The sequence below is a fragment of the Oerskovia douganii genome (genome assembly GCF_015142735.1).
Taxonomy (GTDB): Bacteria; Actinomycetota; Actinomycetes; order Actinomycetales; family Cellulomonadaceae; genus Oerskovia; species Oerskovia douganii.
Map to the genome: position 1 here is coordinate 100,340 of NZ_JACSPN010000006.1, position 13,319 is coordinate 113,658.

Here is a 13,319-nt window from a genome sequence, read left to right on the forward strand (position 1 = left end):
GGTGCAGGCCTCACGCGTACCTGCGGGTGTCGGGCCGACCTGCCCCGGCTACTTCTTGCCGACGAACCAGCCGCGCAGCACGGCGACGCGCGCGTCGAGCTGGGCCACGGTCGCGAGCGGCACCTCCGGGCCCCCGCACCGACGCCGGAGCTCGGTGTGCACCGTGCCGTGGGGCTGCCCGCTGCGTCGCGCCCACGCGCCCACGAGCTGCGACAGCTCCTTGCGCAGCTCGGCGGCACGACGGTGGTCGAGCTCGCTGCGGTCCACCTCCGCCCCCCTGGCCTTCTTGGACCGGGCCGACATCTGGTCCGCCTGACGCTGGCGCAGCAGGCTCGTCACCTGGTCCGCATCGAGCAGCCCCGGCAGTCCCAGGAAGTCCTGCTCCTCGTCCGAGCCGACGTCCGCCTCGGTACCGAACTCGCCCCCGTCGAAGAGCACGCGGTCGAAGGACGCCTGCGCCTCGAGCGCCTGGAACGTCCCCTGCATCCCGTCCGCGAGGCCGTCGGACGCCTTGTCCTCCCGGTTCGCCGCGGCCATGAGCGCGTCCTCGGGGTTGTACATGTCCCCCTGCTCCTCGGCCGTGAGCGGCCGGTCGAGCGCGTGGTCACGCTCGAGCTCCAGGCCGTTCGCGAGCGCGAGCAGGTGCGGCACGCTGGGCAGGAAGACCGACGCCGTCTCTCCCCGACGCCGGGCGCGGACGAACCGCCCCACGGCCTGCGCGAAGAACAGGGGCGTCGCGGTCGACGTCGCGTAGACACCGACGGCGAGCCGGGGCACGTCGACCCCCTCCGAGACCATCCTCACCGCGACCATCCACCGACCGTCGCCGTCGGAGAACTCGTCGATGCGACCGCTCGCACCGTCGTCGTCCGACAGCACGACCGTCGGCGACCTGCCCGTGATGCGGGCCAGGTGCCCGGCGTAGGCGCGCGCGTCGGTCTGGTCGGTCGCGATGACCAGGCCACCCGCGTCCGGGATCGCCCGGCGGACCTCGGTCAGGCGCTTGTCCGCCGCAGCGAGCACCGACGGGATCCACTCGCCGTCCGGATCGAGGGCCGTGCGCCAGGCCTGGCCCGTCATGTCCTTGGTCAACGCCTCGCCGAGCCGAGCGCTGACCTCGTCGCCCGACTTGGTGCGCCAGCGCATCTGGCCCGAGTACGACAGGAAGATCACCGGACGCACGACATGGTCGCGCAGCGCGTCACCGTACCCGTAGGTGTAGTCCGCGGCCGAACGACGGATGCCGTCGGCACCGCGCTCGTAGGTCACGAACGGGATCGCGGCGGTGTCCGAGCGGAACGGCGTACCGGTCAGCGCGAGACGCCGCGTCGCGGGCTCGAACGCGTCTCGCACGGCTTCACCCCAGGACAGCGCGTCACCACCGTGGTGGACCTCGTCGAGGATGACCAGGGTCCGCTCGGCCTCCGTGCGCGCCGTGTGGAGCGCTGGCTTGGCCGCGACCTGGGCGTACGTCAGGGCGACCCCGTCGTAGCTGGAGCCGTGCCGCCCCTGGCTGTTGCGGAAGTTCGGGTCGATCCGGATACCGACGCGCGCCGCCGCATCGGCCCACTGGTGCTTGAGGTGCTCCGTGGGGGCGACGACCGTCACACGCCGGACGACCCCCTGCTCGAGGAGCTCGGTCGCGACACGCAGGGCGAACGTCGTCTTGCCCGCGCCCGGGGTCGCGACGGCCAGGAAGTCACGAGGGGCGCGGACCCGGTAGAGCTCGAGCGCCTCGGCCTGCCAGGCGCGCAGCTTGGAGGCCGTACCCCACGGGGCACGGCGCGGGAAGGCGGGCGACAGGTGCGAGGCAGCGGCCGAGGAGGCCCCCAGCGGGGCCGAGGGTGGGAGGTTCGAGGACGGGCGAGCGGACGAGTTCGAGAGAGGCTGCCCACTCACTTGCCGGAATCACCCTCGCCGTCCTGCGGGGCACGAAGGCCGTCGTAGATCTCCTTGCAGGTGGGGCACACCGGGAACTTGTTGGGGTCACGGCCCGGAACCCAGACCTTGCCGCACAGCGCGATCACCGGCTTGCCGGACAGGGCCGACTGCATGATCTTCTCCTTGCGCACGTAGTGCGCGAACCGCTCGTGGTCCCCGGGCTCGACCTCTGCCGTGGTCTCCGTGCGCTCGAGGACGCTCGTCGACGTCCCGCCGTTCGGGTCGGTGTCCGGGACGATCGGTTCCGGTCCCGACGGGCTGCCTGCCGCGGGTCCGTCGGTGGGGAGGGTCAAGGGTTCGATCATGAACTCGAGTCTACGTCGGGGAACGCGAAACCCGTCGGCTCCGACCAGGGGCGTGGTCGGAACCGACGGGCGGCTGAGTGCTCGCACGGGCCGGTCGGCCCGTCGAACGAAAGGGCTACAGGCCCTGCCACTCCGGCTTGGAGAGGAAGGTCTGACGGTAGTAGTCGCCGAGCTGCAGGCGAGACGCCGCGGCGTCGTCCACCAGGACCGTCGCGTGCGGGTGCATCTGCATGATCGTCGCGGGCCACATCGCCGACACGGGGCCCTCGACGAGCTGGTGGACCGCCTCGGCCTTGCCCTTGCCCGAGGCGAGGAGCACGAGGTGCTTGGCAGACATGATGGTCGCCAGCCCCTGCGTGAGGCAGTGCTGAGGCACCTGGGCGAGGTCGTCGCCGAAGAAGCGGGCGTTGTCCTCACGGGTCTGCGCGGTCAGCGTCTTGATGCGCGTCCGCGAGGCGAGCGACGAGCCGGGCTCGTTGAACGCGATGTGCCCGTCGGTGCCGATGCCGAGGATCTGCAGGTCGACGCCACCGGCGTCGACGATCTTGCGCTCGTAGTCGGCGCACGCGGCGACCAGGTCCTCGGCGTTGCCGTCGGGCCCCTGCACCGCACCGGGGGCGAAGTCGACGCGCGAGGCGATCTCCTTCTCGATGACGTTGCGATAGCGCTCCGGGTGGTCCTCCGCGATGCCGACGTACTCGTCGAGCATGAAGGCCCTGGCCTGCGCGAACGAGAGACCTTCCTCGGTGTGGCGCCGGACCAGCTCGTCGTAGACCTTCAGCGGGCTCGAGCCGGTGGCCAGGCCGACGACCGCGGTCGGGGTCGCGCGGACCAGCTTGTCGATCGCTTCTGCGGCGAGCACCGCGAGCTGATCGGCGGGGGCAATGACAACTTCCATCAGGACACCTTCCTACGGCCGGCGATGGCTGCTCCCACCGCGGCAACGGGCACATCACTCGGAGCCAGAGAGACACGCTTCTCGAGCTCCAGGGAGGACAAGAACGGCGACGTGCTCGACTGCGCGACGAGCGCGCTGCGCACCACGTCGAGGAGAGGCTGGCCGAGACCGGTGACCCCTCCCCCGAGGACGACGTGCCGGACGTCGACCGTCAGCTCGAGGATGCGGATCGCGCTCGCCACCGCTGCGGCGAACTCGTCCCTGATCCTCAGCGCTTCCGAGTCTCCGGCCGCTGCCGCCTCGAAGAGCTCCGCGGGGGCCGGGCGACCGAACCTCGAGGGCCACCGCGCACTGAGCGCGGTCCCCGAAGCATAGGTCTCGACGCAGCCCCGCTGACCGCACGCGCACAGGGGACCCTCTGGATTGATCGGGATGTGTCCGATCTCACCAGCAGCCCCGCTCACGCCTCGTCGGAGCTCACCCCCCAGGACGATGCCTGCCGCGAGCCCCGTCCCCAGCGCGAGGAACGCCAGGTCCTGACCTTCGGGGCCCATGGCGTGCGAGGCACCCAGCGCGGCGACGTTCAGGTCGTTGTCCACGTCCACCGGGATCCCGCCGAAGAGCGCCGAGAGCTCGCGGGCCAGCCCGAACGGCTCGCCCTCGATCCCGAGGTTCACCGCGTGCATCACCGATCCGCTCTGCGGGTCGACCAGCCCGGGCACGCCCAGGCCGAGGCCCGCGAGCGCGGCGGGCGCGAGGCCCGCCGCGTCCGTCAAGGACCTGACGGCCTGGGCCGCGCTCGAGACCACGCCCTGCGGGCCGCGGACGGTCGGCAGCTTGACCGACCCCTCGATCGCTCCGTCCGGTCCGAGCAGCACGCCCAGGACCTTGGTCCCGCCGACGTCCAGCCCGACCGAATGGCCGCCCGGCAGTGCGGCTGCCTCGCCGAGCGACGAGGCAGCCGTGCTCACCTCGCTCACGTCAGCCCTTCACCGCACCTGAGACGAGACCGCCGGTCATCCGCCCCTGGACGATGAGGAAGAAGATGACGACCGGGATCGCGATCAGCACCGAGCCAGCCATCAGGCCGCCCCAGTTGGTGGCCTGCGTGGCCTGCTGGAACGTGCGCAGCCAGAGCGGCAACGTCATGGACTCCGGACGGGTCATGATGATCAGCGCCATCACGAACTCGTTCCAGGCCTGGATGAACGCGAAGACGCCGGTCGCCACGAGGCCCGGTGCCAGCAGCGGGAACGTGATCCGCCAGAAGGCCTTGGCGCGCGAGCAGCCGTCGATCATGGCTGCCTCCTCGAGCTCGGCCGGGACCCCGGCGACGAACCCGCGCAGCGTCCAGATCGTGAAGGGCAGGACGCCCGACAGGTAGACGATGCCCAGGCCGATGATCGAGTTGAGGAGCTGCCACCCGTCGATGATCCGGAAGATCGAGATCATCATGGCCTCGCCCGGGATCATCTGGACCGCGAGGATCGCGATGATGAACGCCTTGCGGCCCTTGAAGTTGAACCGGGTCACGGCGAGCGACGCCAGGAACGCCAGGACCATGGACACGATCAGCACGAAGAACGTGACCAAGACCGAGTTGCCCAGGGCGGGCAGGAACGGCGCGCGCTCCTGGTTGAAGATCGCGTTCTTGTAGTTGTCGATCGTGAACGAGGAGCCGGGGAAGAACGTCAGGTCCGTGCTGCGGATCATGTTCGTCGGCAGGAAGGACGAGTTGATCATCCAGTAGACCGGGAACGCCGAGGCCGCGAAGACGATCACGGCGATCACGCTGTAGACGACGTTCGAGACCTTCTTGCGCTGTCCCTCACGGGTCTTGCGCGGGCCGCTCCCCGAGGACCGAGGTGCCGTCGTGGCGGTCCCCGCGACGGTCGGGTTGAGGGTGCTCACAGCTCTTCCTCCTTGACGGTCTGGCGCACGTAGTAGTACGAGATCCCCATCATGATGAACACCAGGATGACCGCGATGGCGCTCGCGGTGCCGTAGTGCCCCTGGGCCATGCCCATCTGGTAGATGTACACGCCGATGGTGTTGGTCTTCTCGGCGATGCCACCGATGCCCTGGAGCACGAAGATCTGGGTGAAGACGCGCAGGTCCCAGATGATCGACAGGATGATGAGGACGACGATGATGCTGCGCACGTAGGGGACCATGATCAGTCGGAAGCGCTGGGCCGGCGTCGCACCGTCGAGCGAAGCGGCCTCGAGGACCTCACCGGGAACCTGGGTCAGGCCGGCGTACATCGTGAACGCCACGAACGGCACGCTCTGCCAGACGATGATCAAGGCAGCCACGATGTAGAACATCAGGGGGTTGATGAGCCACGAGTGGCCCATCCAGTTGTCCCCCGTGATCTTCGTCAGCACGTTGTTGACCACGCCGTACTGGGTGTCGAAGATCCAGCCCCACACGATCACCGCGGCGAGGGCGGGCATGGCCCAGGCCAGCAGCAGGCCGATCGAGACGAGCAGACGGAAGAACTTGTTGAGGCGCATCATCAGCAGGGCGAGCAGGATGCCGATCGCCATGGTGAGGAACACGCAGACCACCATGAAGGCGAAGCTGCGGGCGAGGACCGTCCAGAACACCGGGTCGGTGAGCGTGTCGGTGTAGTTCTGGAAACCCACCCATTCGGCGGGGACTCCCATGAGCTGGGCGCGCTCGTACTTCTGGAACGACATGATGAAGAGGTTGACCAACGGGTACCCGACCATGATGGCCAGGACCAGGAGGCTAGGGGCCAGCAAGAGCCAGGGCAGCTTGGATGACCGCTTCTTCGGGGGCTTGAGAGTGTCCTTCAGCTCGACCGCTGGGGACGACTCGAGGGTGGATGAGCTCATTTTCTCACTCCGTCGAGGGCTTGCACGGTTCGAGCAGGACCGTGCGGAGGCAGGTGGTGCGAGGGTGTCCAGTCATGCCGAGGGGTGGGAGCTCCGCGGAACTCCCACCCCTGCGGCACCTGGTCGGTGATCCTCCCTCACGGAGGATCACCTGGGATCAGCTGTTGAGCGTCGACTCGATCTGCTCGTCGAGCTTCGTGGCGATCGCCTGGACGTCCCCACCCTGAGCGAGCTGGACGAACGCGTCCTGGAGGTAGCGCTTGGCCTCGACGTCGGCCCACTTCGGGGAAGCCGGGGTCAGCTTGGCAGCGGCCGCGGCAGCAGCACCCGCCTGCGTGATCTCGTCGTCCGGCAGGAACTTGGCCTGCGAGACCTTGGCCGGGATCAGGCCGTTGGTGGCCATGATCTCCTGGTAGCCGTCGCTCAGCATGATCTCGAGAGCGCTGAGGGCGAGCTCCTGGTTCTGGGACTTGGTCGCGACGGCGATGTTCGAGCCACCGGCCATGACCTGGGCGGCCGTGCCGGCCTCCTTGCCCGGGAGGGCGAAGGCGTGCAGGTCCGAGCCGTAGGTCGTGGCGCAGCCAGGCGCCTCGGCCGTCTCCTCAGCCTTGATGGACCACTGAACCCACGTCGGCGCGGAGAGGAAGCCGATGTTGCCCTCGCAGAAGGGGATCTGCTGGTCGGTCTCCTGGCCGTCCTTCGGAGCCTTCGAGGCCGTCAGCATGACGTCCTGGATCTGCTCGAGGCCCTTGATGCCGCCCTCGGAGGAGAAGCCGGCCTCCCACTTGTCGCCCTTCTTCTCGGCGATGAAGCCACCGTTCTCCCAGATGTAGGGGAGACCGTTGTACCAGTCCTGGCCGGGCCAGTAGATGCCCGAGCGCGTGTCGGTCGTGAGGGCCTTGCCCTGCGCGACGTAGTCGTCGAGGGTCTCGGGGGCGACGAAGCCGTCGCCGACGATCTGCTGCGAGTAGAAGACTGCACGCGCACCGGAGTAGTACGGGGCCGCGTAGAACTTCTCGTCGTACGTGCCGGCCTCGACGAAGCCGGGGAGCAGGTCGTCGCCGCCGAGCGCCTCGTACTTGTCCGTCAGGTCGGTGAAGAAGCCGGCCGAGGTGAAGGCGGCGGCCTGCGTGTTACCGACCTCGACGACGTCGGGGCTGTCGGAGCTGGCGAGCGAGGTCGTGAGCTTGTCGACCAGACCGGTCCAGGACTGCTCCTCGATCGTGAGGGTAGAACCGGGGTTCTCCTTCTCGAAGGTCGTCTTGAGGTACTCGCGAGCGTCCGCGGGCGTGTCGGTGCCGACGAGCCAGACGCGGATGTCGCCCGTCTTGGCAGCGTCGCCAGAGGCGCCGTCGGAGCCGGAGTCGCCGGAGCCACACGCGGTGAGCGCGAGCGCCAGGGTGATCGTCGAAGCCACCGTGGTGGCGACGAGGCGGTTCCTCTTCACTGGGGTACTTCCTCTCGGTAATTCGAAGTGGCGGCGTCGATGACACCACCTGAGGTGATACGGGAGGTACTGCGGTACTGCTACTGGGATTACTGCAGGACCGGGTCGGCCGGGCGACGACCGTGAGCCGAGCTCACGAGACGCCCAGCTGGCCGGACAGGATGAGGACGGCTGCCCCCGCGAGGACGACGTCCTCGTCGAGCGAAGCCATCCGGAGCTCGAGACCGGCGTTGATCGCCGGCATGGTCCGAGCGTTGATGGTGTCGATCGCCGCATCACGGAGAGGACCGTCGAGCAGGTCCGCGGGACCGCTGATGAGGATCTCGCCGAGGTTGAGCGCTGAGACAACAGGAGCGAGGGCGATGCCCAGGAGCCTGCCGACCGACGCCAGGACGGCATCGGAAGCTTCTTTGTCGAGCCCTTCGACCGCACGGCGGAGAGCCGGCACGGACAGGACGGTCTCGAGGCAGCCCGTGCGTCCACAGGCGCAGGGCAGTCCGTCGTCGACGACGGTGACGTGCCCGAGCTCACCGGCTGCGTCGACCGCGCCGCGCACCCTGGACCCGTCGAGCATGATGCCGGCCCCGACGCCCTCGCCGACCGTGAGGACCATGAGTCCCGTGCCGTCCGCGCCACCGAAGGTGAACTCGCCGAGCGCGGCGATGTTCGCGTCGTTCGCGACGTGGACGGGAAGTGCGAGGCTCTCCGCGAGCTGCTCGGCGAGGGGCACGTCGTACCAGCGGCGGTTCGGGGCCTCGATGACACGGCCCGCGGTGTCGACGACACCGGGCGAACCGATGCCCACGCCGAGGACCGGTCGCGTCGCGACCGCGATGAGCCCGCGGCAGAAGCGCGTGAGGAGGTCGACCAGCTCGGTGCCGGCACGGCCCTCGATCGCGAGGCTCTGGCGGACCACGAAGTCGCCTGTGAGCGACATGACCGCGCCGCGCATGAGCGCGTCGTCCGTCAGGTCGACCGAGACGATCTGGTAGGCGCTCGTCCGCATCCCGATGAGGATCGCGGGCTTGCCCACACGCTGGCCGGGACGGATGCCCAGCTCCTCGACCAGGCCCTCGGCGATGAGCACCGAGACCAGGTCGGAGATGGTCACCCTCGTCAGCGAGGTGGCGCGGGCGAGGTCTGCGCGCGAGGTGGGGCCCTCGTGGAACAGGTGCTGGAGGACCAACGACCGGTTGTGCGCACGAGCGTGCTCGGGGAGCACCTTGGAGGTGGGTCGGAGGCCTGTGCTCAGCCCCCTCCGTGCTGCTGCACTTCTCGTGACTGCCGTTGTCATGTTTGTTAGTAGACCTCCTTTACTAAGCGCATGTCAACCCGCCCGGGGCGTCGTGTCCAAACCGTTGTACTTCACCCCCGGAGGGGCCCGCCCAGGGTCGGACGACTTGAGGTCAGGCCACACGGGATCAGCACGATCCTGCCGATCACGGCACGCCAGGAGCCCCTCACGCCCCGATCCAGCCCCGCGCTCCCTCGTACGTCACCGAGCGCGACGCGACGACAGCGGCCGCCGACAGGGCGCTCGCAAACGACCTCCCCCGAGCCACCTCGGCCGCGAAGGCGCCGTGGAGCACGTCGCCCGCGCCCAGCGTGTCCACGACGGCCGCGGCATCCACCGTCGGCGCACCGACGCTCGACCGGCGCCCGGCGTCGAGCACCTCCAGGGGAGCCGGCCCGCGCGAGCGGGCGACGAACGAGGGGCCGAGGCGGGCGACGGCCTCGAGCGTGCCGTCGGCCGCCACCCCCAGCATGCGGAAGTCGGCCGAGAGCACGACCGCGTCGCACAGCGCGACGAGGTCGGCGCTGCCGGCCTTCCAGGAGCCGCCGTCGAGCACGACGAGGAAGCCCGCCTCGCGCGCGCTGGACGCCAGGGCGAGCGCGAGCGGGGCGTGATGACCGTCGAGCAGGAGGACGTCGCGCCCGGACTCGCCACCGGTGCCCGCGTCCACCCCCGCGCGGGACCGGGACGGCCCGGACGGCCCGAGCGCGCGGTCGACCACGGTCCGGTCCGTCACGGCAGCGGGCCGGTCGGTGGCGTTGGTGCTCACCACGGCCCGCTCCCCCGTCCCCGCTGTCACCAGGACGGTCGAGACCGCAGGTCCGGTCGCCCGCGAGCCGTCCCCCGCGCTCCGCGCGGTCGTCACGTCGAGCAGCTCGACCCCGGCGTCCGCGATCTCTGCACGGACCACGTCGGCGAGGACCCCCGCTCCGACCGCCGTGACGAGCCGGGTCTGCACACCGAGCGCGACGGCCGTCGCGGCCGCGTTCGCCGCGGGCCCGCCGAAGGTCGCCCGCTGCGAGGTCGCGACGACCTTCTGGTCGGGCCCCGGCAGGGCGTCGACCACCTGGGTGATGTCGAGGGTCGTGAGGCCGCAGCAGATCAGCACGCCTCATCCTCGCGCACCGGACGAGGAATATCTCCCCGCTCCATGCGTTTGCATCTACATGCGACTCGGCTTCTACACCTTCGGCGACAACGCCCCCGACCCGACGACCGGCGAGCAGATGCCGGTCTCCCGACGCCTGCGTGACGTGCTCGAGCGGATCCGCCTCGCGGACGAGGTGGGGCTCGACTACGCCGGCATCGGTGAGCACCACCGACCCGACTACGCGATCTCCTCCCCGTCCACGATGATCGCCGCAGCGCTCGCGCAGACCGAGCGGATCACCGTGGGCAGCGCGGTGACTGTCCTCTCGACCGAGGACCCCGTCCGCGTCTACCAGCAGTTCGCGACCATGGACCAGCTCTCGGGCGGGCGCATCGAGCTGCTCGCCGGGCGCGGCTCCTTCATCGAGTCCTACCCCCTCTTCGGCGCCGACCTGGACGACTACGACGCGCTCTACGACGAGAAGATCGTCCTGCTGCGCCTGCTCGACGAGGGCAACCCCGTGACCTGGTCGGGGAAGTTCCGCCCGCCGCTCGAGGACGCCGTGATCCTCCCCCGGCCGTTCGACAAGCCCGGGCGGGGAGAGCACCTCGACATCGCGATCGCCACCGGTGGCAACCCGCAGTCGTCGGTGCGCGCGGGCGTCCTCGGCCTGCCCGTCAACTACGCGATCATCGGCGGCAAGCCTGCGCAGTTCGCGCCTCTGGTCGATCTCTACCGTCGAGCCGCCACGCAGTCCGGGCACGACGCCGCGGGCCTCGAGGTCTCGGTGTCGACCATGGGCTTCCTCGCCGACGACGGCAAGAAGGCCCGCGACTTCTTCTACCCCTACTACCTGCAGAACATGAAGAAGATCTCGGCCGAACGCGGCTTCCCGATGCCCAACCGCGTCTCCTACGAAGCGACCGCCGCACGCGGCGGGGCCTACTTCATCGGCGCGCCCGAGGAGATCGCCGAGCGGGTCGTCGAGCTGCACGGAGCCCTCGGCCACGACCGTCAGATCTTCCAGATGGACCTCTCGGGGGTGCCGCAGAAGGAGTCGTTGCGCGCGATCGAGCTCCTCGGGACCGAAGTCGCCCCTCTGGTCCGCGAGGCGCTCGGCTGACGGCCCCGTAGGTCGTGCCCTGCGGGAGCACCACAGCCCGACTCTGACATGGGAGCGTTCCCGCAGGTCAGGGGCGTCCCGACGCCCCTGGCCCGCGGCGCGCACGGAACCCGGTCCCGTGTCTCGGTGCGGTGACGGCGAGTTCACAACACGGTCACGATCCGCACGAACCCTCCCTCTTCGGACGGCGCCCCACCTAGGGTCGGTGCATGCGCTCCTCGCCCCGCACACCGACGATCGTCGCGATCGCCCTCCTCGGCAGCCTTCTGCTCGCGGGGTGCTCCTCCACCGACGGCGAGGCCGAGGTCTCCGACGCCGCAGGCTCGGCCGACCGTGCGAGCCTCGCGATCGAGGCCGAGGACTCCGCAGCGGGCGCGTCCGGTCTGCAGGTCGGCTCGTCCGCCCCGGGCGAGGACCGGGAGATCATCACGACCGGCGCGCTGACCGTCGTGGCTGCCGACCCGCGGGCGGCCGTCCAGTCGATCAGCGAGCTCGTCGAGGCGGCGGGCGGCCGCGTCGAGAGCCGTGCGGAACGGGTCGGCGAGGACGAGCGTGCCGTCGGGAGCCTCACCGTCCGGGTCCCCGCCGACAAGGTGACGGCGACCGTCGACGCCCTGGACGGGATCGGCGAGGTCCGGGACGTCTCGCTCGACGCCGAGGACGTGACGGCGACGGCGATCGACCTGGACGCTCGCATCCAGGCGCTCGGCACGTCGGTCGGGCGCCTGCAGACCCTCATGGCGGAGGCGTCGACAACGGCCGACCTGCTCGCCGCCGAGAAGGAGCTCACGGTCCGGCAGGCCGAGCTCGAGAGCCTCCAGTCGCAGCGCGCATCGATCAGCGACAAGGTCGACATGTCGACCCTCACGATCGAGGTGCTCTCGCAGGCGCCCGCCGCCCAGATTCGTCCTGGGGGATTCCTCGGGGGGCTCTCGGCGGGCTGGGGGGCGCTCCTCGTCGCCCTCAACGCCGTCGTGGTCGCCGCCGGCGCCCTGCTCCCCTGGCTCGTGGCCGCCACCCTCGTCCTGCTCGTCGTGCGGGCCGTGCTCCGCGTGCTGCGTCCGGGCTCGAGCGGGGCTCCCCGCAGCGGCCCCGGGTCCCCGCCGTCCTCCGACGGCCCCGCCGGGCCGGACGGCCCCGGCGACGACTCGGGCCCGCAGGAGACCGCCCCCCTCGTCGGGTCGGGTGGCCGCCGTGGATGAGCCGGGCGCACGCCTGGACCCGCGGCTGGAGCCCTACCGGCGGCGCATCGGTCGCCTGTACGACGACCACGGCGCCGTGGGCCACCTCGTCACCCGGGTCTGCACGCACTGGGAGACGGTGGGACCGCACTCCTTCCCGTCGTACGTCAATCCCGAGGAGCGCCTGCAGTGGAGGGTCCACTTCGACGACCCGGACCGTGCGGACGCTTTCAGCGACGACGGCGACCAGGACACCACCGTGATCCGGGGCCGCGAGACCGACACCTGGGAGGACGAGCGCCTCGAGATCGCGGGTCGTTCCCTGCGCATCGAGTGGCTCGACGGCGACGACGCGGCGGTGGCCTGGCGGACGAACGGCTGGTGACGGCCCCACCCGAGGGCGCCCGCGACCGGAGGGCCTGCGGCGTGGCTCCGGCGTAGCCTGGGGATGGAGACCCGGGACGGACCCGAGGAGGACACTCATGCGTCGACGAGACGCACGACCGGAACGGTCCGTCGAGTTCGACCTGACGCGGGCGCTCGACGACGGCGGAGAGGTCCTCCTCCCCGCCACCGGACCGTCCTCGGTCCCCGGGACCACGGCACCGGTCACGGGCTGGCGCGCTCGCACCGCCGTGGTCCTCGCAGCGGTCGGTGGCGCCCTCGCCGGTGCGGTCGTCACCTGGGGCGTCGTCCACCTGGCGTCCGGCTCGCCGGTCGTGACCGAGTCCGCGGAGGTCACCGCCCTGCGCCAGATCGAGCGCGCGCGGCTCGAGGACCTGGTCGGCGCCGACGAGGACGCGACAGGGTTCGCGGGCCGCCTCGCCGAGGACTTCGTCCTGGTCGACGTGTCGGGCACCGACATGAGCAAGAGCCAGCTGGTCGAGGCGGTCGCCGCCGGCGAGCTCGACTTCAGGTCCTACGATCCCGCCGAGGGTGTCGACGTCCGGCTCCACGGGCCGACCGCAGTCGTCCAGCACCGGTCCGACGTCGAGATCGCGCTCGAGGGGGTCGGCACGTTCCGTCACCCGATCGTCACGACCGTCTTCTACGAGCAGCAGGACGGACGGTGGCTCGTGGTCCGCGAGAGCAGCACCTCGGTCGGCCCGCTGCCCGAGCCGGTCCAGGACTAGGCCCCCCGCCGGCGCCGCGACTGGCCGACCGCCATCCCCGACGGGT

13 protein-coding genes are annotated in these 13,319 nt (G+C 70.5%); 4 read left to right on the forward strand and 9 right to left on the reverse strand.

From position 1 onward, the window contains the following. Nucleotides 1-48 precede the first annotated feature (48 nt). The 9 genes from H9623_RS06720 to H9623_RS06760 all read right to left on the reverse strand — a co-directional run bounded on the left by H9623_RS06720 (nt 49) and on the right by H9623_RS06760 (nt 9,854). A complete protein-coding gene (locus H9623_RS06720; protein ID WP_227748300.1) occupies nt 49-1,833 on the reverse strand; it encodes a DEAD/DEAH box helicase in 1,785 nt (594 codons plus the stop codon). Nucleotides 1,834-1,895: 62 nt separating this feature from the next. Next, the gene (locus H9623_RS06725) at nt 1,896-2,246 is read right to left on the reverse strand and encodes a DUF3039 domain-containing protein (RefSeq protein WP_193719292.1); all 351 of its coding nucleotides are present in this window, start codon (nt 2,244-2,246) and stop codon (nt 1,896-1,898) included. A 115-nt stretch (nt 2,247-2,361) separates the two neighbouring features. Beyond that, nucleotides 2,362-3,144 (reverse strand): glucosamine-6-phosphate deaminase, encoded by a 783-nt coding sequence (gene nagB, locus H9623_RS06730; RefSeq protein WP_191803601.1) that lies wholly within the window; start codon nt 3,142-3,144, stop codon nt 2,362-2,364. After that, on the reverse strand, nt 3,144-4,124 hold the full coding sequence (locus tag H9623_RS06735) for an ROK family protein (RefSeq protein ID WP_318244522.1): 981 nt from the start codon (nt 4,122-4,124) through the stop codon (nt 3,144-3,146). The genes nagB and H9623_RS06735 overlap by 1 nt, the downstream gene beginning before the upstream one ends. A gap of 1 nt (nt 4,125) precedes the next feature. Beyond that, on the reverse strand, nt 4,126-5,055 hold the full coding sequence (locus H9623_RS06740; RefSeq protein ID WP_377622534.1) for a carbohydrate ABC transporter permease: 930 nt from the start codon (nt 5,053-5,055) through the stop codon (nt 4,126-4,128). Further along, nucleotides 5,052-6,005 carry a carbohydrate ABC transporter permease gene (locus H9623_RS06745; RefSeq protein WP_056650470.1) on the reverse strand — a complete coding sequence of 318 codons (954 nt, stop codon included), beginning with the start codon at nt 6,003-6,005 and terminating at the stop codon, nt 5,052-5,054. The genes H9623_RS06740 and H9623_RS06745 overlap by 4 nt, the downstream gene beginning before the upstream one ends. 157 nt (nt 6,006-6,162) lie before the next feature. After that, nucleotides 6,163-7,452 (reverse strand): extracellular solute-binding protein, encoded by a 1,290-nt coding sequence (locus H9623_RS06750; RefSeq protein WP_191803603.1) that lies wholly within the window; start codon nt 7,450-7,452, stop codon nt 6,163-6,165. 133 nt (nt 7,453-7,585) lie between these two features. After that, nucleotides 7,586-8,746: an ROK family transcriptional regulator gene (locus H9623_RS06755; RefSeq protein WP_193719293.1), complete on the reverse strand. Its 1,161-nt coding sequence runs from the start codon at nt 8,744-8,746 to the stop codon at nt 7,586-7,588. 166 nt (nt 8,747-8,912) lie between these two features. Next, the gene (locus tag H9623_RS06760; protein WP_193719294.1) at nt 8,913-9,854 is read right to left on the reverse strand and encodes a PfkB family carbohydrate kinase; all 942 of its coding nucleotides are present in this window, start codon (nt 9,852-9,854) and stop codon (nt 8,913-8,915) included. 58 nt (nt 9,855-9,912) lie between these two features. Here H9623_RS06760 and H9623_RS06765 point away from each other — a divergent pair, with 58 nt between their 5' ends. From H9623_RS06765 to H9623_RS06780, 4 genes are all read left to right on the forward strand, one after another. Continuing rightward, a complete protein-coding gene (locus tag H9623_RS06765) occupies nt 9,913-10,959 on the forward strand; it encodes an LLM class flavin-dependent oxidoreductase (protein ID WP_193719295.1) in 1,047 nt (348 codons plus the stop codon). A gap of 209 nt (nt 10,960-11,168) precedes the next feature. Next, nucleotides 11,169-12,161, forward strand: coding sequence for a DUF4349 domain-containing protein (locus H9623_RS06770; protein ID WP_193719296.1), 993 nt, complete (start codon nt 11,169-11,171; stop codon nt 12,159-12,161). Continuing rightward, nucleotides 12,154-12,525 (forward strand): hypothetical protein, encoded by a 372-nt coding sequence (locus tag H9623_RS06775; RefSeq protein WP_193719297.1) that lies wholly within the window; start codon nt 12,154-12,156, stop codon nt 12,523-12,525. Before H9623_RS06770 ends, H9623_RS06775 begins: the two co-directional genes overlap by 8 nt. Nucleotides 12,526-12,622: 97 nt before the next feature. Further along, on the forward strand, nt 12,623-13,273 hold the full coding sequence (locus H9623_RS06780; RefSeq protein WP_193719298.1) for a nuclear transport factor 2 family protein: 651 nt from the start codon (nt 12,623-12,625) through the stop codon (nt 13,271-13,273). Nucleotides 13,274-13,319: the final 46 nt, after the last annotated feature.